The sequence below is a fragment of the Staphylococcus simiae genome (assembly GCF_002902085.1).
GTDB lineage: Bacteria > Bacillota > Bacilli > Staphylococcales > Staphylococcaceae > Staphylococcus > Staphylococcus simiae.
This window is the reverse complement of the sequence record NZ_PPQR01000018.1, coordinates 15,670-42,193: the sequence shown is the minus strand read 5'-3', so window position 1 is coordinate 42,193 and position 26,524 is coordinate 15,670. Positions and strand designations below refer to the sequence as shown.

Genomic DNA, 26,524 nt, shown 5'->3' with positions numbered 1-26,524 from the left:
AAGTCCCCTTACTTAGTAAAGAACTTTTTAATGATTTCATCTGCACCAACATCTTTAGCTACAAAATCCACATTAGAAAAATCTTGAACTTCAGTCATTCGATTTGTATTAACAATGACATCTAATCCTGCACGAATAGCTGCTGTTGCTCCATTAACTGAATCTTCGATAGCTAAGCAGTGACTCGGACTATAATTCAATTGCTGTACAGCAGTTAAATATAACTCTGGGTCTGGTTTAACATTATCTACATCTTCACTACCTACAACAACCTCGATATAGTTATCCAAACCAAGTGCTTTAAACGTTGGCATAATATCTTCTCTATTACTACTTGTTGCAATCGCCATAGGTATATGACGTTGTTTTAAAAACGCCATTAGTGCTTTAATTGTAGGTCTAATAGGTAGAGATGCACTAGATTGACTATGCATATGATAAATAAAATCTTTACGTTGTTGTCCTACAGCATTCACAATATGTTCTTGTAACTCTGTTGCAGCGCCACCGATAGAATCTCTATAGAAATCAATACTTATAGGTTCAACTTGATCTTCTTTTAAATATTTATTGATTACTTCATATAGATGTTGTTCTGTATCAACAATAGTGCCATCAAAATCGAATACTACAGCTTTATACATAATATCTCTGTCTCTCCTCTGTTATTAATCTTATATCTTTACTCATAGTATACATGTCATAGCGAGAGCAGGACAGAAATAACTTCCCAAAAGATTTATATCTTAGGGAGTGGGACAGAAATAAATTTTATATAAAATTTATTTCGTGTTCCCACCCCGGCAAGACTGACTAGGTTTTCAAAATGGTGATTTATCAACATTTTGAAAACCAGACAGTTACTGCCAAATGCTTAAATTTAAGTGTAAAATACATTTTGTCCCAGGCTCTTATGCAGTTTATTATGAATTAATAAACTGTAATCCTTTAGTTATATTTTTAATCTTTACTAGCTCTTGCCCAACCTGCATTGTTTGTAGAAACTGTAAGTACAGTTTCTCTGTGTTGGGTCCCTATGCAGTTGTTAGAGTTTCTACTTTTTTGATAGCTAGAAACTCTTATGCAGTTTATTTTGAAGTAATAAACTGTAATCCTTTGTCATAGTAACTGTAATCCATAGTTTTTTCTATGACAGGTCCCAACTACTCCAGCTTCACTGACTATACTTATAAAGTGTTCATTTAACAATCGTTTACAATACAAGCAATAATCTACAACCATCTTAAGTTAAGTAAGCAATATTTCTTATATCAAACTTATTTAGCATTTTTTTTTGACCAATATCTTGCTAATATAGGCCCAGTTATATTATGAACAAAACTAAATACAGCACCTGGCACGGCTGCTAACGGACTAAAATGTACAGTTGCTAGTGAAACTGCTAACCCTGAATTTTGCATTCCTACTTCGATACTCACAGCTTTCTTATCAGCTTTATTTAACTTAAACACACGTGCTAATAGATAACCGATAGAATAACCTAAGACATTGTGTAAAATGACTACCGCAAAGATAAGCAATCCTGTAGTTAAAATTTGAGACTTGCTACCACCAACGACTGCCGCCAATATTAATGAAATAGCAATAACTGACACAATAGGTAATGCAGTAGAAACTTTACGCGCAACTTTTTTAGCAACATTTTGTACAATAAATCCAATGACAATCGGTATTAATACAACTTGGACGACTGACCATAACATCGCAGCAAATGATACTTTTAACCACTCATTAGCAAATAAATAAATTAATGCGGGCGTAACGATGGGTGCTAATAATGTTGAAACAGATGTAATCGCTACTGACAATGCAACATTCGCATTAGCAAGATAACTCATTACATTACTAGACGTTCCCCCTGGACAACATCCTACTAAAATAACACCAATTGCAATTTCAGGTGGCAATTGAAATACTTTAGCAATCGCAAAAGCTAATGTCGGCATAATCGTGAATTGTAAGATAACGCCAATAATGACTGGCTTAGGTGACTGAAAGACAACTTTGAAGTCTTTAGGTTCAATGGTCATCCCCATTCCTAACATCACAATACCTAATAAATAAGGCACGATTGTTCCTAAAGTTGCTAACTGACTTGGAAAGATAAACCCAATAATTGCAGCAACCAACATCCATAATAAAAATGTTTTTGTAGCAAATTGACTCATTTTTTCTAACACGTCAAACACTCCCTCATCCTAATCAATAATACCGAAAATAATAACATATGCTACTAGCAGTCACAATACTTTTTCAGAAAATTCTCATTATTTTCGTCGTTTATCATTTACTTAAAATTTAATGATAAATATTTTCAACTTCATTCAAAAGTCTTAGTGCTTAATAAAAAAAAGCGTGGTAAAATCAATTTGAATAAAAGAATGTTCAACTCAAATCAACCACATTTTTATACATAACAGTTATATCCTCGGGAGGTCCTCATATGATTCTAGATAAGTTCGAAACTTATATTGTCAATATTGCAGGTTTAAATGATCGTACGACACGTAAAAAATTAAATAAATTGTGTAAAAGCATCAATTTCTGTGATGCATTTCAATTTTCTATATTAAAAGAAGGTCAACAATACGTTTTAGAAATTAGTTTACCGAAACAACAATTACCTTATTTCATATCTTTCCTAAGTTTTCATCAATATAGTATTTACCAAGTGTTATCACCTAAGAACATCAATGAATTACTTGATTCCAATAACTTATATCAATCTGCTAAACGTTTCGATATTAATATAGATGGGTTACAAGATGCATTTATTAAAGACAAAGTCATTGATATTATGACTATGTTCCAGAATCATCATGACATCTCATATACTTTGAATAAATCACATGCGCATGTCATCAGCTCACCTGAAACTTTTGCTAAAATTTTGCAAACCATTGCTACTAGAAATATTGATATTTTATCTGCAACATATAAATCATCATCACTAGGTAAAGCACGTATTTCTTAGCGCACTAAGAAACCGAGATCGTCATTTATGACCATCTCGGTTTCTTTTTTTGCTATATTCTATGACTAAGTCTATTTCAAGCTAGTTGTCATTTTTGTCGACCATATTTTCAAATGCTTCACGCACTTGTGGTACCGTCATGCCAACAACGACTTGGACACTTTTACCACTTTTCACTAAACCATGTGACATTTGATTATGTGTGAAATAATCAGTATCTTCTACTTTATTTTCATCATACACCGTTAAGCGTAAACGTGTCGTACAGTTTGTCACATCTTTAATGTTGTCTTTTCCGCCTAAACCTTCTAAATAGTAAGCAGCTTTATCTTCGTATTCATTACCCGTTGATGAAGCGTGACCTTTATTATCATCAATACCTTTTTTCTCTTTATAATCTTGTTTTGAAAATAGTTTAACTTCTTCTTCAGTTTTTTTACGTCCTGGAAGTGGAATATCAAATTTCAAAATTAAAAATCTAAATAAGAAATAATATATTGCTACAAAAATTAATCCAATGACAACTTGTGCTACGTATGTACTCCAATGGTCTTTACCTAGTGGTAACCAGTTTGTTGAGATAAAGTCTAGCACACCGCCACCCATGTTACCAACAACACCAAAGCCATACATAATGGTATCCATTGTTGCTGCTAATAATGCATGTAGGACAAATAAATAAGGTGCAATAAATAAGAATGTAAATTCTAATGGTTCAGTAATACCTACTACTACAGCAGTTAATGTTGCTGGAATTAACAATGCTGCCACTTTTTTGCGATTGTCTTTAGGTGTCGTTGAATACATTGCTAAAGCAATACCTAAACAGCCAAAAACTTTACCGTTACCTTGTAACATAAAGCCATAAGGGAATTGCTCTTTTAAAGGTTTCGTACTTTTCGCAAAATCATTTAAATGTTCTAACCACTCTGCTTTTAACCCATGGTTGACTACAACTGGACCTACTTCAATAGGTGCATATATAAAGTGATGTAATCCTGTAGGAATCAATACACGTTCTAAGAAGTGATACAACCATACACCAACATAACCTGAAGCAATAATGAAATGTTGCATTGATCCAATACCATTCTGTACTGTTGGCCATACTACACAAGTAATTGCCGCTATCGGTAACATAACAAAGAATGAAATGGTAACAACGAATGTTAAACCTTGGAACACACCAACCATTTCAGGCAGACGTTTACTGTAGTATCTATTATGTATCCAAGTTATAATACCTGAGATAATAATACCACCAAGGATGTTAGTATCTAGTGTTTCAATACCTGCAATTGACTTTAGTCCAGGTACGTTTTCCACACCTTTTTGTAAATTGGCACCAAATGTGTGTGGCCATTGCGTTAAAATTGCATTAATAAAGGTATTAAACATTAAATATCCCATTAATGCTGCAAGTGCTGCATGACCAGGTGCTTTTTTAGCTAATGATAACGGTAATCCTACTACAAAAACAACTTCCATATGATTAAAAATTACCCAACCACCAGCTTCTATAACTGACCAAAACTTAAACCAAAATGTATGTTGATCTGCAAGTCCACCCATAATTGTTGGATTTTTGAATAACGTTGCAAATCCTAATACAATACCAAAGAACGCAAACATCAAAACTGGAACAATCATGGCACTACCAAATCGTTTTATCGCATTCATCTTTTCCCCTCCAAAACTTTTTTATGATCAACTGTATGCTTCTTGTAATTATATTCAAGCAACTATATTGTTTAATCTATTTATATACAATATATAGTAAACGCTTACACATAAACAACGTCATTGACGCAATTTGAAAGTATTTTGTATAATCAGATTATCTTTTCATTTACTGAAAATATTTTCAGTTATGACTTTAAAGACTGTGATTCAAACATTCTGTTCTGAGATAAATACATCAAATTTATTATATGGGCTTTTCTAATATTACCGACAAAATTAAGGGGATGATAAGCATGTTTCTAGATGAACGCGTGAATCGTCATTTCGATAAATTAAATGATAACGATCTGCAAATTGCTCATTATATTAATACCCACGTTGATGCTTGTAAACATATGAAGATTCAAGATTTAGCGCAATTCACGCATGCTTCTAATGCAACCATTCATCGTTTTACTAGAAAGCTTGGTTTTGATGGTTATAGTGATTTTAAATCTTATTTAAAATTCGAAAGTGATAAAACACATCAATTACCTTCAAACTCAATCGATGGTTTTCGTCAAGAAATTGAAAGCACCTTCAGTTATTTGGAACGTGTTGATTATCACTTATTAACTTCTAAAATGCATGATGCTACAACAATTTATCTTTATGGGACTGGTCGTGCCCAATTGAACGTTGCTTCAGAAGCACAACGCATTTTACTAACATTGCATAAAAACGTTATTGTGTTGCATGATGAACACGAACTAAAAATGGTACTAAATAAAAGTGATGATAATGATTTATTCTTTATTATTTCCTTATCAGGTGAAACACACCAACTTATTGAAGTGACGAACTTATTACAATTACGTCAAAAATTCTTTATTTCTGTGACAACAATGAAAGACAATACGCTTGCGCAAAAAGCAAACTATAATGTTTATGTTTCTAGTAATACATTTTATTTAATGGATGGTACAGACTATTCTAGCTTTATTAGTTATCATATTTTCTTTGAAACATTAGTTAGAAAATTCAACGAACATTTACAACAAGGTGATTTAACACAATAGTTATCAACCATTGAGATTATGATATTAAAAAGGGTTCTCTCCCAAATTGGACTGATACATAATTATTTTTTTAAGCCTCGCTATGCCCAACTTTGCCCGTCTTGCACATAAAAGAAAAAATTTTATCTTAAAATTTTTCTATGACGGGTCCCTGCATTGCATTAAAAAACTGGATAACCAGTTTTTCTGTGTTGGGTCCCTTCCTAGGGTGCTGTCTCAGCCTACCCCAACTGGCATGGTTTGTAGAAACTGATTCATCAGTTTCTTTGTGTTGGGGCCCCGGTCTTCGTCTAGCACTGTTGCCCAACTTTCATTGCTTGTAGAAACTGTTTCACAGTTTCTCTATGTTGGGTCCCTACCTCAGGAGTCTCGGCTTCAAAATAATTTATATTTTAAATTATTCACTTTTTATTTATCAGTCCTGAAAAATAGAGAACCATAAAAAGGAAGTTATGACTATGAAAATTTGATAGTCATAACTTCCTTTTACTTATTGATGCTATTGTTGTTTTGAATCTTCAATATCTTGTAACACTTGGTTCATTTTATCGAACATTAATTCAAAACCATGTGTAATCGAATCATGATATTCTTTTTTCTTTTGTTTATATTCTAAACTTGTTAACCTACGTTCTTTTTCAACTAATGAACGGTAGTAGAAGAACATCTGAGTACCACCTGTTTCACGTTCAAAAAATTCTACTTCAATGACATCTTGTTCTTCACTTAACCCTGGCATACCAATTGTCATTTTAATAAATTCATCCATAATCAGTGTTTCAAAAGTACCCTCGATAATGTTTTCTTTACCATTTCTGACGTCGACAATACGGTACGTGCCACCTTCTTTAACATCTGCTTCAATACTCTTATTGGTACGTGTTGATGTCATAAACCACTGTTTTAAAATATCTTTCTTAGTCCAAGCTTCATATACTAATTCTGGAGAAAATTTTAACAATCTTTCAACATCTATTTCTACATGTTCATTTTCTACATTGAATTTTGCCACTTTGTTCACCTACTTTCAGACTCACTCTTATTTTAACTTATTTTAACAAAGTTCCAAACTTAGACGATTAGATGGACATCAATGCTCAAAGTCGTTACTTCAAATTATTTAGTTAAAAATTACTACCATATTATAGTTTAGACGTTTTTTTCTTTAATTTTGGAAGATTGAAAACGATCGCAAACAAACCACAAACACCTAATAATATCGGATAAATACTATAAGGTATCATCATAAATGGTGAGATACCTGCGACACCGGCTGCTGAAATAACTTGGGGACTATACGGTAGCAGTCCTTGGAAGCATCCACCAAAAATATCTAAAATACTTGCTGACTTTCTTGGATCTACATCATATTCATCAGCGATATTTTTAGCTAATGGACCAGACATAATAATTGAAATCGTATTATTAGCCGTTGCAATATCTGCAGCACTGACTAAACTTGCGATACCTAATTCTGCACCACGTTTAGATTTCACTTTCGAACGTACAAATTGTAACAACCACGTAATACCACCATTGTGTTGAATAATTCCTACTAAACCACCTATTAATAATGCAATCATGGCAATATCTTCCATGCTCATAATCCCTTTTGAAATTGCATTTAACAAACCAGTCCAGCCAAATGAACCATCGATGATACCTATTAACCCAGCTAATAATGTACCACCAATTAAGACGATAATAACGTTAACACCTATTAAAGCTAATACTAATACCAAGACATATGGAATGACTTTAACAAGTTGGTAATCATAATTTTTAGTATGATCAATCGCTATACCATTAGTTAAAAAGAATAATACGATAATCGTAATAATGGCACCGGGTAAGACGATTTTAAAATTCACTCTAAATTTATCTTTCATTTTCGTGTGTTGCGTACGCACTGCAGCAATAGTTGTATCAGAGATCATTGATAAATTATCACCAAACATTGCACCACCTACAACTGTCGCCATTGCTAGTGCAGTAGGAACGTCTGTTGCTTGCGCAAACCCATAACCAACTGGAGCAATTGCTGCTACTGTACCTACAGACGTCCCCATTGAAATAGATACAAACATGCAAATAACAAACAAACCAACGATGATAAGATTTTGTGGAATTAATGATAATCCTAAATTTACTGTGGATGTTACACCACCCATTTTTTCAGCAGTTGTTGAAAAAGCACCTGCTAAGACAAAGATTAACATCATTAAAATAATATTTGAATGTCCAGCACCTTTAGTAAACACTTCAACTTTAGATGCAAAAGATTCTTTCCTATTCATTAATAACGCTACAATGACAGTTACTGTAATCGCAACATTTAATGGCATGGTTGTAAAGTCACCCGTTATAATACCAACACCTAAAAATAAGGCTACAAATAATAACAATGGAAATAAGGCCCATGCATTACTCTTTTTCTGTTCTTCCATTTTTTTACCTGCTTTCCAATAAAAATACCTCTTCCTTACAAAGAAGAAAGAGGTTAATTATTTAATACCTGCTTATCTTCAAACCTTTTCGGTTACTGGAATTGGCACATGAGTCATGTTGCCGAAGATTCGTAGGGCCAGTCCCTCCACTTCTCTTGATAAGTTTATATATGATTTAAAGTCTTACCGTAAAAGATAACATAGTTATCGTCAAGTGTCATTAGAATAATGATACTTATTTAAAGGATTTTTATTGCTTGTTGTTCGTTCATCAAACTAAGTTATCTTGTTATCTTAATCATTGTTGTTAATATCATATTTAACATCAATATACACCATCATAACAACGATAATAATTAGTCCCATAATTGGAACGATTAATAGCAACCATAATTTAAAATACAGTGCTATTAATATAAGCACAATGCTAACTAAAGTAATGATTAAAGACCAATATTTCAACTTTTTAGTACGTTCTGTTGACATCACTTTAACGCGTTTATCTTTATCTGGTGCATTAATAATATAATCAATACCTAACTTTCTAAATATAGTATGACCAACAATGATTGGTATCCAAATTAACAAAATGATAACTACTTGCCATTGATGGTTAGAAATCGTTGGCACTCCAGCAATAATTAACAATGGTACATATACAATAATAGTTGTGATAATCGCCATCGTATAATCACCTAATGGCGTCAACCAAATACGTTGTTGTTGTATATTATGCGCTACTGCAAAAATATTACCTAATAACATACAAGTAAAGAACATCACGCTGCATATTATTAATAAACTTGTATCATCCATTTTATCGAACAATAATGCAATAGTAAGTACACTAGCCACAGCTACAAACGCCAAAAGTTTAAATGTAATCGCTAGCCTTTTAAACATCGCTCGTCATCCTTTCATGATGTCATATGTCGCTTTGTTTCTAATAGGGCATTGAAGTTGACTATGAATCTCTGATTTTCAAAATTAATTAATAGTAACATTCTAAATGTGGGCGTGGGCCAGACATAAATCTTGTCAAAAATTTATGTCATAACCTCACCCCAGCAAGACTGACTAGGTTTTTAAAACGCTGATCTATTCACATTTTGAAAACCAGACAGTTACTGCCAGATACTTATGTTTAAATACAAAATGCTTTTTGTCTCAGACTCAATACAACCGTTAATCCAAATTGTCTAAAAGCCTTAAATATTGCTATTTTATGTATAAAAAATGGAATGCTAAGAGATCCAATTACTAACATTCTCTTAGTCATTCCATATATGATTATCAATGTGCTGTCATACACATTAATCTATTTGAATACCACCAGTGACACCAAATACTTGGCCAGTCGTATAACTTGATTCTTCTGCTGCAAGTAGAACATACGTACCAGATAATTCAACAGGTTGACCTGCTCGACCTAATGGTGTGTTCTGTCCAAAAGTAGGAATTTTACTTTGTGGTTGTCCGCCACTAATTTGTAGTGGTGACCAGAATGGACCTGGCGCAACACAATTGACACGTATTCCTTTAGGACCTAATTCTTCAGATAAACTTTTTGTTAATGAAATGATTGCTGCTTTGGAAGCGGCATAATCATGTAATATTGGACTTGGATTATATCCTTGAACAGATGATGTTGTTGTAATTGATGCACCTGGTTGTAAATATTGTAAGGCTTTTTGAACTGTCCAGAAGATTGGATAAACATTCGTTTCAAATGTTTCAGCAAATGACTTAGTATCAAAGCCTTGAATATCATCATGATATTGTTGATGACCAGCCACTAACGTTACATTATCTAAGCCACCTAACGTTTTATATGCTTGTTCAACAAGGTCATAATTAAATTGTTCATCACGAATATCACCAGGGATTAACACTGCTTGACGACCTGCTTGTTCAATCACTTCTTTAACTTCTTGTGCATCTTGCTCTTCGCTAGGTAGATAGTTGATTGCAACATCAGCACCTTCTTTAGCATAAGCAATCGCAGCAGCACGACCTATCGCTGAATCGCCACCCGTTACTAATATTTTATAATCTTGTAAACGTCCATGCCCTATATATGAAGTTTCACCACAGTCTGGCGCTGGTGTCATTTCACTTTGTAAACCAGGTACAGGTTGTTCTTGTTTATCATAATCTGATGTTTTAAATTTATTTCTAGGATCTTGTGCTCCCATATTTTAACATCTCCTCATTAAGTTTCTATTTATATTTACCCAATGAGTGCCCTACTTTAATCATATTTTCATACTTTTTACTATACTGCAAAGAATTATACAAGTAATTGTTTCACCAAATTAACAAAGTAAGATGGCACTTTTTTCAAAATCATTTCGTCCGGATCATATTGAGGATGATGTAAATCATAGTTACTATTTGAACCAATAAAGGCAAAGACACCAGGAATTTGTTGACTGAACCCTGAAAAATCTTCACCTATTGTCAATGGTTCTTCCATAACATTGACGTTATAACCAACTTCTTGTGCTACTTGAATAGCTTTATCTGTTAATTGTTGGTCATTAATAACTGCACCTGGTAATTTTGTATAATTCAATGTTACTGTAGCATTGAACATTGCTGTTAAGCCTTGCGCAATATCTTGAAGTCTTTGTTCAATCAAATCTCTAACATTAGCGTCAAAAGTTCTCACTGTCCCTTGAACATATGCTTGATCCGCAATGACATTCCATGTTGAACCAGAAGTTACTTGCCCAATGGTTACCACCGCTTCATCAAATGCCGATATATTCCTACTAACAATTGACTGAATGCTATTAATTAATTGTCCTAATACAATGACTGGGTCATTACTTTGTTCTGGTTTCGCTGCATGTCCACCTACACCCTGTATATTAAATTCAAAGCGGTCAACGGCCGAAGTAATAACACCAGATTTAATAGCAAATTCACCAACATTGAGTGAAGGATAATTATGAAATCCTAATATTGCTGATACGTCATCAACAATACCTGTATTAACGACTTCCAAAGCGCCATAACCTAATTCTTCAGCAGCTTGAAAAATAATTTTAACACGTCCATTTAACTGACCCTCTATTGCTTTCAATTGCAACGCCGTTCCTAATACACTTGCCATATGAATATCATGTCCACAAGCATGCATAACATCTGACTTGACAGATTTAAAATCATGATTAACTAATTCATTAATAGGCAACGCATCGATATCACTTCTAATTGCGATACATTGATCTCCCTGTCCTATTTCTGCTACTAAACCTGTTTTTAAAGGTGTCTCTAAAATGTTAATATCATGCTCCTCAAGAATTTGTTGTAATTTTGCAGTCGTGTTAATCTCTTCGTTTGAAAGTTCTGGATGTTGATGAAAATATCGACGCCATGCTACTAATTGATTATAATCTGTCATCATTATCTCTCCTTTAATCGTACTATCCATCGGCCTATATAATAAATTAATGTACCCACAATCACTCCAATTGCTAAATTATTAGTTATCAAAATTAAAGCCATCGTGATTAACATTAAGCTCCCACGTTTAAAAGGTGCTTCTTTAATATGTGACACTGTTCTTCTATCGAACGTATTTAATGATACTGATACAAGTACAACTGCTAAGACAACCATTGGAATGTGCCCTACAATCGGTCCTAACACAATGACACATAGTAATAAAAAGATTCCAGTTGAAAGTGTTGCTACTCTACTAGTTGCCCCCATTCTATAGAAGAATTTAGATTGCCCTACGAGACCACTAGAACCATAGCCTCCTAATAAGGACATCACTGTATTTGCAATACCTTGACTCAATACTTCTCTATCTTTATTACTATCTTGTTGCGTTAAATCATTCATCATTTGTGTTGTTAGATTAGTTTGTATTACTGAAATGACTGCCATTGTTGCGCCATACACTAGTGCAATTTTCATTGACGACCAACTGACAATGTCATAGGGGATATGTATGTGAGGCAAGGTCATTGTGATGTTAGCAAGATCATAAACGTACTGTATATTTGGATGTATCAACCACGTCAAAAATGTAACAATGATAATGGCAATGAGTGGTGCTGGAATCAAGCGAATTGTTTTAGATGCAATAATAATAATGAGACATGCTAAGATAGCAACAATATAAGTAGCAGGTGAGATACCAAAGATATACTTAATTTGCGTTGTTAATAACAGTAAGCCTAATGCATTCATAAATCCCATAACAACTGTATTTGGTATACGCGTTAGTACTTTATCAATATGACATAAACCAAATATAATAAGTATAAGTCCCATGACTAAAGTTGCTAAAAATAAATAAGATATACCATGTTGTATAACTAAAGGTGCAGCAACAATAGATATACCACTACTTGGTCCCGAAACCATAGCTAAACGATGACCTATAAAACTCATCATAAACATCATTAAGCCACACGTCATTAAACCAATTGCTGGATTAATATGAACAATAAACGAAAATGCAATGGCTACTGGTAATAATGCCAATGCTAATAATATTCCCGCTAAAACATTTTGACTATATTGACCTTTCCATTCATCAAGGTAACTTGGTCTATTTTTATCCGTCACGTTACCATCCCCTTATATGTTTTATGTTAACATTATTGTCAAATAATTCTTACAATTACAATAATTCATAGGTGTGGCCCACTTTGTTCGACATTATCTTTACTAAACTAATTAAAAAGCTCTAAGTAAACGTACCTGTATAGATACGATACTTAGAGCAACTATTGTCACAACTATTGTTAGTCTAATGTTAAAGTATTATCGACAATAACTTTACCATCTTTGATTACTTTTTCAGCATGGTTAATGCCAAAATGATAAGGAATATATTCATGATTTGGCGCATCCCAAATAACAATATTCGCTTTATCACCTTTATTAATAGTACCAGCATCGACATCAATCGCCTTAGCCGCATTGACAGTGACAGCATTCCACACTTCATTTGGAGATAATTTTAATTTTAACGCTGCAATAGCCATAACCAGTTGCAAGTTATTGGTTACACTACTTCCCGGGTTATAATCTGTGGCAAGCGCAATCGCACCATTATTCTCTAACATTCCACGAGCGTCAGCATAATCATTCTTATCTAGGTAGAATGTTGTTGCTGGTAGTAATACTGCAACTGTGTCACTATGTCGCAACTTTTCTTTACCTTTATCACTTGAAGCCACGAGATGATCAGCAGAAATCGCACCTTCATCAATGGCTAATTCTAGTCCTCCTAATGGATCAATTTCATCTGCATGAATCTTCACCTTAAAGCCAGCTTCTTTTGCTTTTTGCATATAACGTCGTGATTCTTCTATCGTAAAGACCCCTGTTTCACAAAAGATATCTGCAAAATCAGCATATTGTTTCACTTCTGGCAATAATTCAATCATGTCATTTAAAAATGCTTCATTAGAGTCTGCTTCTTCCGGCACTGCGTGTGGTCCTAGGAAAGTATGTTTCATATCTAAATTATATTTATCAGCCAAACGATTAGATACTTTTAATTGTTTCAATTCATTGTCTTTATCTAAACCGTATCCACTTTTACTTTCTACAGCGAGCACACCATGTTTAATCATAGTTAATAAATCATGTTCTGCTTTATTAAACAAATCTTCTTCTGACGTTTCACGTGTGGCTTTAACAGTAGATAAAATGCCTCCACCCATTTCTAAAATTTCTAAATAAGATTTACCTTGACGTTTCAATGACATTTCATGTTCTCTTGAACCACCAAATATTAAATGTGTATGTGCATCTACTAATGCTGGCGATACTACTTTACCACTTGCATCTATGATTTCTTGAGCTTCAAAATCATCACTATGCGCTCCAGCATATACAATCTTGCCATCTTTAACAACTACTGTACCATTTTCAACAATAGTTAAGTCATCTAATTCTTGTCCTTTTAACGGTCTATCCGTTGATTTAGGTAAAATTAATTCTTGTATATTAGTAATGATTAAATCATTCATTATTTATCACCCGCTTCATCAATCATTGGTATTTTAATACCTTTATCTTTAGCAGTTTGTATGGCAATATCATAGCCTGCATCAACATGTCTTGCTACTCCCATACCCGGATCTGTAGTTAACACTCTTTCTAAACGACGATCAGCTTTTTCAGAACCATCAGCAACAACTACCATACCTGCATGTAATGAATAGCCCATGCCAACGCCACCACCATGATGGAAAGAAATCCAAGAACCACCTGCTGCAGTATTAATCAAAGCATTAAGTACTGCCCAATCACCAACTGCATCACTGCCATCTTTCATACTTTCAGTTTCACGGTTTGGACTTGCCACAGAACCAGAGTCAAGATGATCACGTCCAATAACGATAGGTGCAGAAATTTCACCTTCTCGTACTAAACGATTTAGTGCTAAGCCCATTTTGGCTCTTTCCCCATAACCTAACCAAGCAATACGTGATGGTAACCCTTGATAAGCAATTTTTTCTTCAGCCAAGTCTAACCAACGTAATAATTTTTCGTTTTCCGGGAATAATTTACGCATTTCTTCATCAGCACGTTCAATGTCTTTAGGATCACCACTTAATGCAGCAAAACGGAATGGTCCTTTACCTTCACAAAATAGTGGTCGAATATATGCTGGCACAAATCCTGGGAAATCAAAGGCGTTGTCAACACCATTATTATAAGCAACTTGACGAATGTTATTACCATAGTCAAATGCTACTGCACCACGTTTTTGGAATTCTAGCATTAACTCAACATGTTTAGCCATAGATGCTTGAGAAAGTTCAACATATTTTTTAGGATCATTAACACGTAAGTCACGTGCTTCTTCAACTGAATATCCTTGTGGTACATAGCCATTTAACGGGTCATGTGCACTTGTTTGATCTGTAATGACATCAACTTTAAACCCTTTATCTAAAATAGCTTGGTGAACATCTACCGCGTTACCGACTACAGCAATTGACAAACCTTCACCTCGCTCTTTTGCTTGTTGTGCTAATCTTAACGCTTCGTCTAAATCATGTGTTTTAATATCGCAATATTTCGTGTCGATTCGTTTATCTATTCTTGATTCATCAACATCAACACAAATTGCCACTCCGTTATTCATTGTAATAGCAAGTGGTTGTGCACCACCCATACCACCAAGTCCAGCAGTTAACGTAATTTTACCTGCTAAATCACTATTGAAATGTTGGTTTGCTAATTCTGCAAATGTTTCATAAGTTCCTTGAACAATACCTTGAGAACCAATGTAAATCCAACTACCAGCAGTCATTTGTCCATACATAGTTAAACCTTTTTTATCTAATTCATTAAAATGATCCCAGTTTGCCCATTCAGGTACTAGAACTGAATTAGAGATTAGTACACGTGGCGCTTCATCATGCGTTTTAAAAACGGCAACAGGTTTACCCGATTGCACTAACATCGTTTCATCAGCTTCTAAATCACGTAACGTTCGTTCAATAGCTTCAAAAGATTCCCAGTTACGTGCAGCTTTGCCAATACCACCGTAGACAACTAAATCTTCAGGTCGTTCAGCAACTTCTGGATCTAAGTTATTATAAAGCATACGCAGTACAGCTTCCTGCTCCCAACCTTTACACTCTATATCTAAACCTTTTTTTGCTTGGATTTTTCTCATTAAAATCTCTCCCTATCTTAATTAGAATGACAGACGATGTGAAGCGTTTACATAATTATCTTCATTAGTTATTATATTATGCTAAAATATAGTTAACAAATATAAATAAACTAATTATTTATAACTTCAAGTTATAAATGAGATGTAGGGGGATAACAATGAAAATAATTCAGCTTGAATATTTTTTAGCGATTGTTAAATATAATAGTTTCACTAAAGCTTCTCAATTTCTTCATATTAGTCAGCCTTCGTTAACTGCTACAATTAAAAAGATGGAAGCGGATTTGGGTTATGATTTATTTATCCGTTCTACTAAAGATATTAAAATTACTGAAAAAGGTATACAATTTTATCATTATGCTAAAGATTTAGTGCATCAATACCGTTCCACTATGGAAAAAATGTACGATTTAAACGTATCAACTGTTCCTAGAATAAAAGTCGGTGCTTTAGAATCGACAAATCAATGGTTATCTCAATTAATTAGAAAACATCATCTTGATTTTCCACAACAGCAGTATCGTTTATATGAAATTCATGATAAATCACGTTCTATTGAAGAATTATTAAATTTCAATATACATATCGCACTGACAAATGAAACAATTAATCATGACGATATTGAATCAATAGCGTTATATGAGGAGTCATATATACTTTTGGCTCCCAAAGAAACATTTTGTCATCAAGATTGGGTAAATGTTCAAAACTTACCACTCATTTTACCTAATAAAAATTCTCAAGTTAGAAAACATCTTGATGATTATTTTAATAGAAGTAATGTACGTCCTAATATCATTGTTGAAACAGATCGTTTTGAATCAGCTGTATCTTTTGTGCATCTTGGTTTAGGCTATGCTATTATTCCAAGATTTTATTATCAATCTTTTAATACTGCTCATTTAGAATATAAAAAAATCCGCCCCAACTTAGGACGGACAATTTATATTAATTATTTAAAAAAACGCAACCATTCAACAGAAGTCAATAGCCTCATTCAACAATGTAAAGACTATTGGTTGGGAGTGGGACAGAAATAATTATTTCAAAACAAATTATTTCGTAGTCCCACCCCGGCAAGACTGACTAGGTTTGTAAAACGTTGATTTATCAACATTTTACAAACCAGACAGTTACTGCCAAATGCTTGAATCTAAGTCTGAAGTGATTATGTTACAAGCTCTAATTGTTACAAGCTCTTATTGCCCAACTTGCATGGCTCGCAGAATGTCTTGATGAAATTCTCTGTGTTGAGGCCCCTTGTTGCATAGCAATCAAAGATTTACAAAAGTCTTCTCCTTTTGCATAACTAGCACTAACTTTTTCTTCGTAAAAGAAGTGCACTACAAGGATTACAAAAGTCTTCGCCTTTTGCATAAGTAGCACTAACTTTTACTGCGTAAATGAAGTGCCTTTCAAGGTTTACAAAAGTCTTCAACTTTTGCATAAGTAGCACTAACTTTTACTGCGTAAAAGAAGTGCTACTTTAAAAAGTGGTGTACGAGGTTAGCAATCAATTTAGCTGTTCTATTATCTGTATCATATGTTGGATTCATTTCCGCTATGCTTATAGATGTCACCTTATCACTTGGAACAATACGTTTTGCTAATTCGAATACGATATGTGGATATAATCCTAACACAGCTGGTGCACTTACGCCTGGAGCAAAAGCACTATCTACAACATCCATACATATTGTTAACATAATAACATCATGATCATGTATAAAACGTTCAATCATATCCTTAATTGGTGGTGACACATGATGCAACAATTCATCTGAAAATACATATTTAATATCTTTTTCTTTTGCATAATCAAATAAACTTTGAGTATTACCACCTTGAGAAATTCCAAGCACCATATAATCAGTGTTATCATCATCTTCTAATATTTGTCTAAAACTTGTACCTGATGTTGATTCTTCTTCATCTCGTGTATCAAAATGTGCATCAATATTGATAACTCCAATTGATTGTTTAGGATACACTTGTCGTAAAGCTAAATACTGTGCATAGGCAATGTCGTGTCCACCACCCAAGAGAAATGTTTGCTTATGATTTACAATTGACTTTGAGGCTAGTTCAGCAAATTCTTTTTGTGTATCAATTAATTGCTCATGAGTATGTTCAACATTGCCATAATCGACAAAGGTTTCACATTGATTTAAATCAGGTAATCCTGCAAAAGCTTGTTTAATAGCGTTTGGACCTTCTTTGGCACCCACACGTCCTTTATTAAGTTCAACACCTTTATCTACAGCATAACCTAACATACCAACGCCATTAGGTTGTTTAGACTTAGTCACTTGAGTTAAATCTTCAAATTTTACTGTTTGAAAGTGTCTAAATTGCCTGCGATCAGTTTCACTATCTAAACGTCCTGTCCATAAATTTGGTTCACCAAGCTTATACACACTATTTCCCCCTCATATTATAGAGATGATTTAATACTTAAAGTATAACGTAATGTTAAATTTCAATTCAATATATACCATTAATCTATGATATTAATTATTACTTATTTTGATAATCAAAATATTAATTAAAGTTGAATTTTCTTAAAAAAGCTATTTTTATATTAATATAATACGTCAGGACTATTACATTTTGATTAATAAATGACATAGACAATTTAACTCTTAGCTTGTAATATGTATAATTGTTAATAAATGATTATTTGCACGGTACCTAACGGAGGTTACACTAATGAAAAATAATAAAATTTCTGGATTCCAGTGGGCAATGACAATTTTTGTATTTTTTGTCATTACTATGGCTCTATCCATCATACTTAGAGATTACCAAGCTACTGTAGGCATTAAACACTTTGTTTTTGAAATCACTGATATTGCACCGTTTGTTGCAGCAGTCATTTGTATTGTCGTTTTCAAACATAAAAAAATACAACTTGCCGGCTTAAAATTCACTATTGGCTCGAAAGTTATTGAACGTATTCTTTTAGCCTTAATCTTACCGCTAATTATTTTTATGATTGGTATGTACAGCTTTAATACATTTGCGGATAGTTTTATCCTATTACAAGCTTCTGATTTATCAGTACCAATTACACAAATTCTTATCGGACACATCGTTATGGCATTTTTAGTCGAATTTGGTTTCCGTTCTTATTTGCAAAATATATTAGAAACGAAAATGAATACATTCTTCGCTAGCATTATTATCGCGTTGATGTATTCAATATTTACAGCAAATACTACTTACGGATCACAATTTGCAATTTATAACTTTATCTATTCGTTCGCATTTTCAATGATTATTAGTGAATTAATCCGTGCTACACGCGGACGTACAATTTATATCGCTACAATTTTCCATGCTTCAATGACATTTGGATTAGTATTCTTATTTAGCGAAGAACTTGGCGATTTATTCTCTATGAAAGTGATTGCTTTATCAACAGCGCTTGTAGCAGTTGTGTTTATCTTATTAAGTTTACTTATAAGATTCATTGTTTACATGACTACGAAACGTAGTTTAGAAGAAGTTGAACCAAATAATTACTTTGATCATGTTGATGATAGTGACGATGAAAATACTAATCATCAACAAGACAATTCAAACGTTTTAGGTGATAACACAACTGACAATACTAAAACTGACATGAGTGATAATAAATCACATGATGATTCAAATCATACAACGACAGATACTTCTTCATCAGATAATCAGCACGAAGACCTTAAATCATCTGCGCCATATAAAGATGATCGTCATTCTGCAACCGTCACTGATGCTGAAGAAGAAATTAAAGATATTAATAATCACAACAATCACCGTCGTTAAATCTAAATTTAAAAACGCCCGTACACTTTTTTGTACGAGCGTTTTTTTGCTATGTCGTTAAAATATTAACCCCATCTTGTGTTCCAACAATTACTTTATCAGCCATATCTAAGAAATATCCTGTTTCAAATACACCTGTAATATGAATTAAAAACTCATGGAATTCATAAGGGTCAATTCCTTTTGGCAATGTACAATCAAGAATATAATTACCATTATCAGTAATAAAAGCAACATCTTCTGTTACACGTCTTTCAACTTTAATATCACCATAAGATTCAATCTTACGAACTACTTGTAACCAATTAAATTTATCTACTTCTACCGGCAATCTAAATGTCTCACCTAGATAATCCACAATTTTAGATTCATCAACAACAACCACAAAGCGGTCAGCAATTTCGTCAATTACTTTTTCTCTAAATAATGCTCCGCCACCACCTTTAATAATATTTAAAGTTGGATCTACTTCATCAGCACCATCAATAGCTAAATCAACATGATCTACATCATTTACTTCTGATATTTGAATACCTAATTCTTTAGCTAAATATGCAATTTTATTCGACGTACATACACCTGTAATGTCATAACCTTGTTCCTTAATCAATTGAGCAATTTTAGGTAATAATAGTTCCATCGTACTACCTGTACCAATACCTAAAATCATGTCCTTATTAATTTCTTTCAATACATCATTTAAAGTCATTAATTTAAGTTCATTGACATCTTTCATTTAGATAGCCTCCTGTAGTATATTTCTTTGGTCTATTCATCTTATATTCTACATGACCATCATCATTAAACATACCCTTATTTTCTAACATTTTAAAAACATTTTATATGTAATAATCAAATAATTTAATTTATGTTGCACAATATAGTGACAATATTGCCATCATAGATGAAAACGTTTTAATTATTATTAGCTATACTCAAAAATTCCCACCTTTACAACTGTTATATTTAACTTAGTCTAATATAACAACTACAGTTCAACTATAAATATCATTATGGGAAAGTGACACAAATCCGCGGCATACTAGATGACATCATATTATATAATGCTTGTTTAATATAACAATAGTCACTCTATCTCACTTTAATGCGTTGTTCTTGAACAAAGTCATGACTGACAATTAATCAAAAAGAAGAAAAACCGAGATGTGCAACAGGTCACAACTCGATTTTTTCATTTTAATTTCTAACTCTAATACTTAAATCTTTCATTTAGCTTTAATATATTTAATTATCATTGCCTGTAACTGCGTATTCATGTATACGATAACTTGTTTTAGAATGGAACGGTTCACCAGCTTTTAAAATCGATAAAGCTTTATCCCCATCTATATTAATATCATTTGGCATAAATTGTGCTTCGAGGGTAAAACCAGAATGTGCTTTATAAATATTGAAATCACTTTGCCATGCTTCTGGTTGGTTAAAAGTAAACATAACAATATTCGGCATATCAGTATCCACTTCTAGAGAAAATTCATGATTCTCGACAAAAAGTTTGTCATTTCCTACTGTAAATGGATGGTCTAAGCCACCGTATTGTGCCATTTGTTGTTGAAGCTTAGGATGATCACTTGTAAATATATCACTTAGTTTAATTTTGTTATCGCTGAAAATATCATGTAACTCTAATACTTCATCAGTAACAATATTTTGGTCATCTAGTAAATGCATATTCAAATGTTCACTATAAAGTCGATGATTATCAACGACATTATTATCTCTATTTAAATTAAAGTAGACATGATTTGTTGGATTAAACAACGTATCTTCTGTAGCTACCGCTTCGTAGTCTATTGACCACTGATGATTTGCATCATAAGTATGCGTAATCTTCACTTCGATATCACCTGGGAAATTGTCTTCTTGTGATTGGAGTGTAGTTGTAAATACTACTCTAATTTGACTAATTTCATTAAAAATTTCATAATCGAACAATTTAGAGTCCAATCCCTGTTTACCACCATGTATATGATGAGGCTGATCATTTTGTTCTAATTGATACTGTTGTCCATTAAGTTTAAAAGTAGCATCTTTAATTCTACCGCTATATCTACCAATTGATGCTCCAAATTTAAATGGATTATCAAAGTAAAATTCATCCGCTTCTACAACATTACCTAAGACAATATTATTATCGTGATACTTCCAAGATACGATACCAGCTCCATAATTGGTAAAAATAATTTTAGTCTCATCATTATCAATCTTAATTAAATCAACACCATGTCTTTGATGCTCAACTTCAACTATCATTTTTACTTCTCCCTTCCTTACACTAAACGCAGTATTTAAGCTCTGCTAGGTAGTAACATCACTAAAACACCAATAATACAAATAACTGCTCCCAAAATATCGTATTTATCTGGTACCTGCTTTTCAAATATCATAGCCCATACGATGCTCATAATGATAAATACGCCACCATAAGCTGCATAAACACGACCAAAAGTCGGAAATGATTGAAAAGTTGCAACAACGCCATATAGGATTAAAATAATTCCACCGAAAAATCCAAACCATGATGAGTGTCCTTCTCTTAACCACAACCAAATAAGATAGCCGCCACCTATTTCACACAAACCAGTAAGTATAAAAATAGCCAATGGGTATAACAACTGATGACACCACCTATCCAAAACGCGTTATTCTTTTTGATAAAAATAAATATCGATGACTACTTGTTATCAATCCCTCAAAAACTTCTTTTTCACATTCATATTGTACACTTTTTTTGACATTATTCTATAGTTATAACTAAAAAAATGGGAGTAAAGTAATAATCTTAACTAAATCATGACAATTACCATACTCCCATCAATATTATTGTGATTTTCTAATTTTTGATAGAATCACGTCACAATCAAAACAACCAGTTCACATGATTAGAGAACTATTATTTTTTAAAGACGCGCTTCAGTGATTTAATAATGCCTTTTTCAAAGGTTAATACAGAATCTTTATATGTTTTGATTGCAACCCACATTAGTACAACAATAACAATAATAGAAATACCTGAACTGACAACGACTTCCCATATTTGTAAACTGGACGTCTGTGCACGTACAACTAACTGGAATGGCGCTAAAAATGGAATAAAACTCGTCACAGTTGCTAATTTCATATCCGGATTATTAATCGTAAATAATGCAATATAAAAAGCTACCATCGCTATTAATGATAATGGCATAAGCGATTGATTTAAATCTTCAATACGCGCTGTTAATGATCCTAATATAGCAGCTAATAACACATAAGTTAATATACCAATAATTATACTTATCATTCCAACCGCTATAATTTGCCATGATAAATCATTCATTTCAACATTGAAGCCTTGTAACAGGTCTTTTAAGTCAAAAGCAAAAATACATATTACTGCAATGACACAAATTAAAATAATTTGCGTGAATGCTACAGCAATAATCGCTAACATTTTAGCTAAAATATGTTTGATCGGAGAAATACTTGTGATAATCATTTCAATGACACGCGATGTTTTCTCGCTAGCAATTTCCATAGCTAGTTGTGATGCAAAATTAAAAATAATAAAGAACATTAAAAATATAGTGACATACGCTAAAATATAATTAAACATCTTTTGTCCTTGTGATACTTTATCTACGTCATCTTTAGACACTACGTCGTTAGTCACTTCACTTTTATCCTGTAGCTTTTGTAAATCTTGTTGCTTAATATTTAAGTCAGCAGCAATTAAATGTGTTTGAATTGAGCTTAGTACTGCAGTTAATTGTTGTTGATCTGACTCACCGATTCTTTTCTTACTAATAACTGTTGCATTTAAAGTATGATCTTTATTTTCTTTAATAAGATATACTTTATCGAGTTGATCTTTCTTCACTTTCGAAGTTGCATCTTCCTTGCTCACTTTAACAAATTTAGCTTCATCATCTATCGCATTACTTTGCGCTTTAAATGCTTTATATAATTGTTCATTAGGCGTTGCTACACCAATTTTGTCTGGTCCATCATCAAAGAAATCAATAATTTTATCAATATTTGATAAAGCCACCATTAATACAACAATAATAGACATAAAAATAATAAAGCCTTTAGATTTAATTTTATTTAGATAGGTAAGTGAAAATGTGGCCCAAAACTTATTCATGCTGATCACCTACCTTGGCAATAAAGATATCATGTAATGATGGTTCTTGAACTTGGAATCTTTTCACAAAACCATGTTGCGTTATAACTTGGTAAATATCTTTAGCTACGTCTTCTTGTTCAATAACGATAGTCATACCTCGTTTGTTGTGCTCTATATCTATGATACCTTCGATCATTGTTAATTCTGGCAATGTATGGTCAGCTTCGATAATTACTTTTTTATTACCATGTGACGCACGTACATCATTAATATTGCCCGAAACAACTAATTGTCCCTTATTTAAAATACACACATCGTCGCATAGTTCTTCAACGTGTTCCATTCTATGAGAACTATAAATAATAGTACTACCCCAGTCATTTAAGTCTTTAACTGCTGCTTTTAATAATTCAACATTAACAGGATCTAAACCACTAAATGGTTCGTCCAAAATTAATAACTCTGGTTGATGTAACATACTCGCTAATAATTGAATCTTTTGTTGGTTTCCTTTCGATAGACTATCTATTTTTTTCTTACGATTTTCAGTAATATCAAAGCGCTCTAGCCAATAATCCATTTGCTTATTAATCGCTTGTTTAGACATACCTTTTAAAGTAGCTAAATACTTTAATTCATCTTCTACTGTCATCTTGGCATGTAACCCACGCTCTTCTGGTAAGTAACCAATATTGTTATACATTGTTTTATCAATTTTTTTATTGTTATATGTAATTGCTCCTTCAGTTGGTTCACTTAAGCCTAAGATCATACGAAATGTCGTCGTTTTCCCTGCACCATTTCTACCAAGAAAGCCAAGCATGTTACCTTGTTCTAATTCTAAAGAAATGTCATCAACTGCCGTATTCGAGCCAAATCTTTTCGTGACGTGATCAACTTTTAGCACCATATTGAAGCCTCCCTTAATGATAGTATTATCTTTAATATAACATTAATTCAAATTAAATATATACTTTTTTATTAATTATATTTTCTCCAATATTTAATTAACTGTTGTTCATTTTTAACAATGTATGTACCTTGAACATATCCTGCATCACCGATAGCTCTCAAGTTACTATTGTCATAAATATTACTACCTATCATCTGACGACTGTCATTATCTAGTGTTATTAATAATACTTGACTATGTTGTTGTAACATTGCAACTTCGTCATAAACAGATGGCACCATTCCTTGTTTATAATCAAGCGGTGCAATCACAATTATTTTATTATAGCCTTGAGCCAAGTGCGTATTGGTAGAAGATATCATTCCGCCATCTATCCAATCGTTCCCCTTAATATGAACATGAGGCCATAAACCTGGTACTGCTCCACTTGCAGCCACTGCATCAATAATATCTACATCATTGTGTGCAGTAAACGTATCAAGTTCGCCTGTTTGTGCATTAATTGCTGTAATAGCTAAGTTATGAGACCAACCTGCATCATTTAAACCTAATTTAATCGATTGTTATCTTACATGTAACGGAACTTTAGACGGATTACTATAAATAATATCGCCTAACAGTTGACCAATATGTTGTTTATTATCTTTACCTATTTTAAAAGCTTCTCTCCATAAGCTATAAATATCATCAAGTTTATTATAATCATTGGAATCATGGTGTGTTGCTAAATACTGGTAATATTGTCGCATATTTCTGTGATTAGCTAACATCGTACCAACAAAGAAACCTGCAGAAGTTCCTATAATTAGGTTAGCACTATCAAGTTCGTATCCTTTATCTTGCAAAGCAGCTAATATGCCAGCTTCCCAAGCCATTCCTATAATTCCTCCGCCACCTAAAACAATTGCTGTTTCTTTATCCATTTTATTTTCTCCCTTTGATGTACATTTTTAATTATTAGGACACATTTAAAGCAATGACAAACCATTTTAAGATATCTAACTTTTCAAATGTACACTTCTAACCTTTAATTAAAAATACTCTAGTTAGCGTGACATCAATTTCGTCAACTTTAACTAGAGTATCATTATGATTAATATTGTGAAGGGTATTTTGGACTATCGCCATATTTGTTAGCTGGTTTACTATCAAGTAATGAAAAGACTAACATTAAGATTGAGAATACAAAATTCAAGATATAAATCACTGCAAGTACTATCGCAGAGCCTGTAGTGAATTCACCGAAATCATCCATTGGTAACAGTTCAACGATAATAACTACAAAGACACTATATACAACCATAAATATCGGCCAAAACATCGTTCTAGAAATATCGTGAAAACGTCTTACTGTCAAAGCTAAATTAGGAATAAGTGTAATAATTGCATAAATGGCAATATAAATTAAACTTAATCCAAGTAAAATAGCACCCAAAGCTGCAGCATCATCGGAGCTCGACAATCCTATGAATAATGTCATCGAACCAATGATCATTAATAAAATAGCTGGCGACATAAAGATGAGATGCCATAATGTCATAAACCAATATTCACTTCGTCTTGAGCGTCCTCGAAAATTAACATAATTTTTCCAAAATAAAGCTAACGCTTCTGTAAATCTAACTTTGGGTTGTACATTCAAACTAATCATCCTCTCTATTTATGATAATGCATAAAATCGTGCATATTTAGACACGCATTTTTTAATTGTATTTAGTGTTATCGTCATTTATTGCGGGCCTGAGACAAAAACATTTCACACTTAAATGCAAGCATTTGGCAGTAACTGTCTGATTTGTAAAATGCTGATAATTCAATATTTTACAAAT

At 33.0% G+C, this 26,524-nt stretch carries 24 protein-coding genes and 1 riboswitch; of the genes, 4 read left to right on the top strand and 20 right to left on the bottom strand.

Annotated elements, in window-relative coordinates; genetic code table 11:
- Positions 1-8: 8 nt before the first annotated feature.
- Both CD113_RS03150 and CD113_RS03145 read right to left on the bottom strand, forming a co-directional pair.
- On the bottom strand, positions 9-644 hold the full coding sequence (locus tag CD113_RS03150; RefSeq protein ID WP_002463514.1) for an HAD family hydrolase: 636 nt from the start codon (positions 642-644) through the stop codon (positions 9-11).
- A gap of 633 nt (positions 645-1,277) precedes the next feature.
- The gene (locus tag CD113_RS03145; protein ID WP_407070849.1) at positions 1,278-2,189 is read right to left on the bottom strand and encodes a bile acid:sodium symporter family protein; all 912 of its coding nucleotides are present in this window, start codon (positions 2,187-2,189) and stop codon (positions 1,278-1,280) included.
- A 275-nt stretch (positions 2,190-2,464) separates the two neighbouring features.
- On the opposite strand from CD113_RS03145, the gene CD113_RS03140 reads away from it, so the two are divergent.
- Positions 2,465-2,995, top strand: a complete 531-nt coding sequence (locus CD113_RS03140; protein WP_002464022.1) for a hypothetical protein — start codon at positions 2,465-2,467, stop codon at positions 2,993-2,995.
- A gap of 81 nt (positions 2,996-3,076) precedes the next feature.
- Here the strand turns inward: CD113_RS03140 and CD113_RS03135 are convergent, their stop codons facing one another.
- A complete protein-coding gene (locus CD113_RS03135) occupies positions 3,077-4,675 on the bottom strand; it encodes an alpha-glucoside-specific PTS transporter subunit IIBC (protein ID WP_002464020.1) in 1,599 nt (532 codons plus the stop codon).
- Between the two features lie 296 nt (positions 4,676-4,971).
- Here CD113_RS03135 and CD113_RS03130 point away from each other — a divergent pair, with 296 nt between their 5' ends.
- Positions 4,972-5,736, top strand: a complete 765-nt coding sequence (locus CD113_RS03130) for a MurR/RpiR family transcriptional regulator (protein ID WP_002464018.1) — start codon at positions 4,972-4,974, stop codon at positions 5,734-5,736.
- A gap of 499 nt (positions 5,737-6,235) precedes the next feature.
- Here the strand turns inward: CD113_RS03130 and CD113_RS03120 are convergent, their stop codons facing one another.
- The 8 genes from CD113_RS03120 to hutU form a co-directional block, all read right to left on the bottom strand.
- Positions 6,236-6,748 carry an SRPBCC family protein gene (locus CD113_RS03120; RefSeq protein WP_002464623.1) on the bottom strand — a complete coding sequence of 171 codons (513 nt, stop codon included), beginning with the start codon at positions 6,746-6,748 and terminating at the stop codon, positions 6,236-6,238.
- 130 nt (positions 6,749-6,878) lie between these two features.
- Entirely contained in the window at positions 6,879-8,183 is a 1,305-nt protein-coding gene (locus CD113_RS03115) for a Na+/H+ antiporter NhaC family protein (RefSeq protein ID WP_002464622.1), read from the bottom strand.
- Between the two features lie 69 nt (positions 8,184-8,252).
- A riboswitch (SAM riboswitch) is annotated at positions 8,253-8,348 on the bottom strand.
- 129 nt (positions 8,349-8,477) lie between these two features.
- The gene (locus CD113_RS03110; RefSeq protein ID WP_002464621.1) at positions 8,478-9,086 is read right to left on the bottom strand and encodes a hypothetical protein; all 609 of its coding nucleotides are present in this window, start codon (positions 9,084-9,086) and stop codon (positions 8,478-8,480) included.
- Positions 9,087-9,496: 410 nt separating this feature from the next.
- Positions 9,497-10,378, bottom strand: coding sequence for an SDR family oxidoreductase (locus tag CD113_RS03105; protein ID WP_002464620.1), 882 nt, complete (start codon positions 10,376-10,378; stop codon positions 9,497-9,499).
- 95 nt (positions 10,379-10,473) lie between these two features.
- The gene (locus CD113_RS03100) at positions 10,474-11,592 is read right to left on the bottom strand and encodes an amidohydrolase (protein WP_002464619.1); all 1,119 of its coding nucleotides are present in this window, start codon (positions 11,590-11,592) and stop codon (positions 10,474-10,476) included.
- Between the two features lie 2 nt (positions 11,593-11,594).
- Positions 11,595-12,770, bottom strand: a complete 1,176-nt coding sequence (locus CD113_RS03095) for a SulP family inorganic anion transporter (RefSeq protein WP_002464618.1) — start codon at positions 12,768-12,770, stop codon at positions 11,595-11,597.
- Between the two features lie 179 nt (positions 12,771-12,949).
- A complete protein-coding gene (gene hutI / locus CD113_RS03090) occupies positions 12,950-14,185 on the bottom strand; it encodes an imidazolonepropionase (protein WP_002464617.1) in 1,236 nt (411 codons plus the stop codon).
- Positions 14,185-15,846, bottom strand: coding sequence for a urocanate hydratase (gene hutU, locus CD113_RS03085; RefSeq protein ID WP_002464616.1), 1,662 nt, complete (start codon positions 15,844-15,846; stop codon positions 14,185-14,187). The genes hutI and hutU overlap by 1 nt, the downstream gene beginning before the upstream one ends.
- Before the next feature lie 158 nt (positions 15,847-16,004).
- Between hutU and CD113_RS03080 the strand changes: the two genes are divergently transcribed.
- Entirely contained in the window at positions 16,005-16,886 is an 882-nt protein-coding gene (locus tag CD113_RS03080; protein WP_095092798.1) for a LysR family transcriptional regulator, read from the top strand.
- 441 nt (positions 16,887-17,327) lie between these two features.
- Here the strand turns inward: CD113_RS03080 and hutG are convergent, their stop codons facing one another.
- A complete protein-coding gene (hutG, locus tag CD113_RS03070) occupies positions 17,328-18,263 on the bottom strand; it encodes a formimidoylglutamase (RefSeq protein ID WP_002462734.1) in 936 nt (311 codons plus the stop codon).
- A 292-nt stretch (positions 18,264-18,555) separates the two neighbouring features.
- Here hutG and CD113_RS12635 point away from each other — a divergent pair, with 292 nt between their 5' ends.
- Positions 18,556-19,653 (top strand): CPBP family intramembrane glutamic endopeptidase, encoded by a 1,098-nt coding sequence (locus CD113_RS12635; RefSeq protein WP_002462735.1) that lies wholly within the window; start codon positions 18,556-18,558, stop codon positions 19,651-19,653.
- 49 nt (positions 19,654-19,702) lie between these two features.
- Here CD113_RS12635 and CD113_RS03055 read toward each other — a convergent pair whose 3' ends face one another.
- The 8 genes from CD113_RS03055 to CD113_RS03025 form a co-directional block, all read right to left on the bottom strand.
- Positions 19,703-20,389, bottom strand: a complete 687-nt coding sequence (locus tag CD113_RS03055; protein ID WP_002462737.1) for a ribose 5-phosphate isomerase A — start codon at positions 20,387-20,389, stop codon at positions 19,703-19,705.
- 509 nt (positions 20,390-20,898) lie between these two features.
- Complete coding sequence (locus CD113_RS03050; protein WP_002462742.1) at positions 20,899-21,927, bottom strand: aldose epimerase family protein; 1,029 nt, start codon at positions 21,925-21,927, stop codon at positions 20,899-20,901.
- Between the two features lie 35 nt (positions 21,928-21,962).
- A complete protein-coding gene (locus tag CD113_RS03045; RefSeq protein ID WP_002462744.1) occupies positions 21,963-22,289 on the bottom strand; it encodes a YnfA family protein in 327 nt (108 codons plus the stop codon).
- A gap of 278 nt (positions 22,290-22,567) precedes the next feature.
- Positions 22,568-23,800: an ABC transporter permease gene (locus tag CD113_RS03040; protein ID WP_002462746.1), complete on the bottom strand. Its 1,233-nt coding sequence runs from the start codon at positions 23,798-23,800 to the stop codon at positions 22,568-22,570.
- Positions 23,793-24,692: an ABC transporter ATP-binding protein gene (locus CD113_RS03035; RefSeq protein WP_002462748.1), complete on the bottom strand. Its 900-nt coding sequence runs from the start codon at positions 24,690-24,692 to the stop codon at positions 23,793-23,795. Before CD113_RS03035 ends, CD113_RS03040 begins: the two co-directional genes overlap by 8 nt.
- Before the next feature lie 71 nt (positions 24,693-24,763).
- A complete protein-coding gene (locus tag CD113_RS12850; protein WP_268741112.1) occupies positions 24,764-25,252 on the bottom strand; it encodes a patatin-like phospholipase family protein in 489 nt (162 codons plus the stop codon).
- A 6-nt stretch (positions 25,253-25,258) separates the two neighbouring features.
- Positions 25,259-25,618: a patatin-like phospholipase family protein gene (locus tag CD113_RS12845; protein WP_231910035.1), complete on the bottom strand. Its 360-nt coding sequence runs from the start codon at positions 25,616-25,618 to the stop codon at positions 25,259-25,261.
- A 170-nt stretch (positions 25,619-25,788) separates the two neighbouring features.
- The gene (locus tag CD113_RS03025; RefSeq protein ID WP_040801609.1) at positions 25,789-26,346 is read right to left on the bottom strand and encodes a DUF805 domain-containing protein; all 558 of its coding nucleotides are present in this window, start codon (positions 26,344-26,346) and stop codon (positions 25,789-25,791) included.
- Positions 26,347-26,524: the final 178 nt, after the last annotated feature.

Bases quoted from the DNA above. Each gene is read 5' to 3' on its own strand.
- CD113_RS03100 (WP_002464619.1), bottom strand. From the start codon at position 11,592: ATGACAGATTATAATCAATTAGTAGCATGGCGTCGATATTTTCATCAA.
- CD113_RS03050 (WP_002462742.1), bottom strand. From the start codon at position 21,927: ATGATAGTTGAAGTTGAGCATCAAAGACATGGTGTTGATTTAATTAAG.
- CD113_RS03150 (WP_002463514.1), bottom strand. From the start codon at position 644: ATGTATAAAGCTGTAGTATTCGATTTTGATGGCACTATTGTTGATACA.
- hutU (WP_002464616.1), bottom strand. From the start codon at position 15,846: ATGAGAAAAATCCAAGCAAAAAAAGGTTTAGATATAGAGTGTAAAGGT.
- hutI (WP_002464617.1), bottom strand. From the start codon at position 14,185: ATGAATGATTTAATCATTACTAATATACAAGAATTAATTTTACCTAAA.
- CD113_RS03145 (WP_407070849.1), bottom strand. From the start codon at position 2,189: ATGAGTCAATTTGCTACAAAAACATTTTTATTATGGATGTTGGTTGCT.
- CD113_RS03035 (WP_002462748.1), bottom strand. From the start codon at position 24,692: ATGGTGCTAAAAGTTGATCACGTCACGAAAAGATTTGGCTCGAATACG.
- CD113_RS03115 (WP_002464622.1), bottom strand. From the start codon at position 8,183: ATGGAAGAACAGAAAAAGAGTAATGCATGGGCCTTATTTCCATTGTTA.
- CD113_RS03025 (WP_040801609.1), bottom strand. From the start codon at position 26,346: ATGATTAGTTTGAATGTACAACCCAAAGTTAGATTTACAGAAGCGTTA.
- CD113_RS12635 (WP_002462735.1), top strand. From the start codon at position 18,556: ATGAAAAATAATAAAATTTCTGGATTCCAGTGGGCAATGACAATTTTT.
- CD113_RS03130 (WP_002464018.1), top strand. From the start codon at position 4,972: ATGTTTCTAGATGAACGCGTGAATCGTCATTTCGATAAATTAAATGAT.
- CD113_RS03135 (WP_002464020.1), bottom strand. From the start codon at position 4,675: ATGAATGCGATAAAACGATTTGGTAGTGCCATGATTGTTCCAGTTTTG.
- CD113_RS03110 (WP_002464621.1), bottom strand. From the start codon at position 9,086: ATGTTTAAAAGGCTAGCGATTACATTTAAACTTTTGGCGTTTGTAGCT.
- CD113_RS03140 (WP_002464022.1), top strand. From the start codon at position 2,465: ATGATTCTAGATAAGTTCGAAACTTATATTGTCAATATTGCAGGTTTA.
- CD113_RS03055 (WP_002462737.1), bottom strand. From the start codon at position 20,389: ATGAAAGATGTCAATGAACTTAAATTAATGACTTTAAATGATGTATTG.
- CD113_RS03105 (WP_002464620.1), bottom strand. From the start codon at position 10,378: ATGGGAGCACAAGATCCTAGAAATAAATTTAAAACATCAGATTATGAT.
- CD113_RS03080 (WP_095092798.1), top strand. From the start codon at position 16,005: ATGAAAATAATTCAGCTTGAATATTTTTTAGCGATTGTTAAATATAAT.
- CD113_RS12845 (WP_231910035.1), bottom strand. From the start codon at position 25,618: ATGGATAAAGAAACAGCAATTGTTTTAGGTGGCGGAGGAATTATAGGA.
- CD113_RS03040 (WP_002462746.1), bottom strand. From the start codon at position 23,800: ATGAATAAGTTTTGGGCCACATTTTCACTTACCTATCTAAATAAAATT.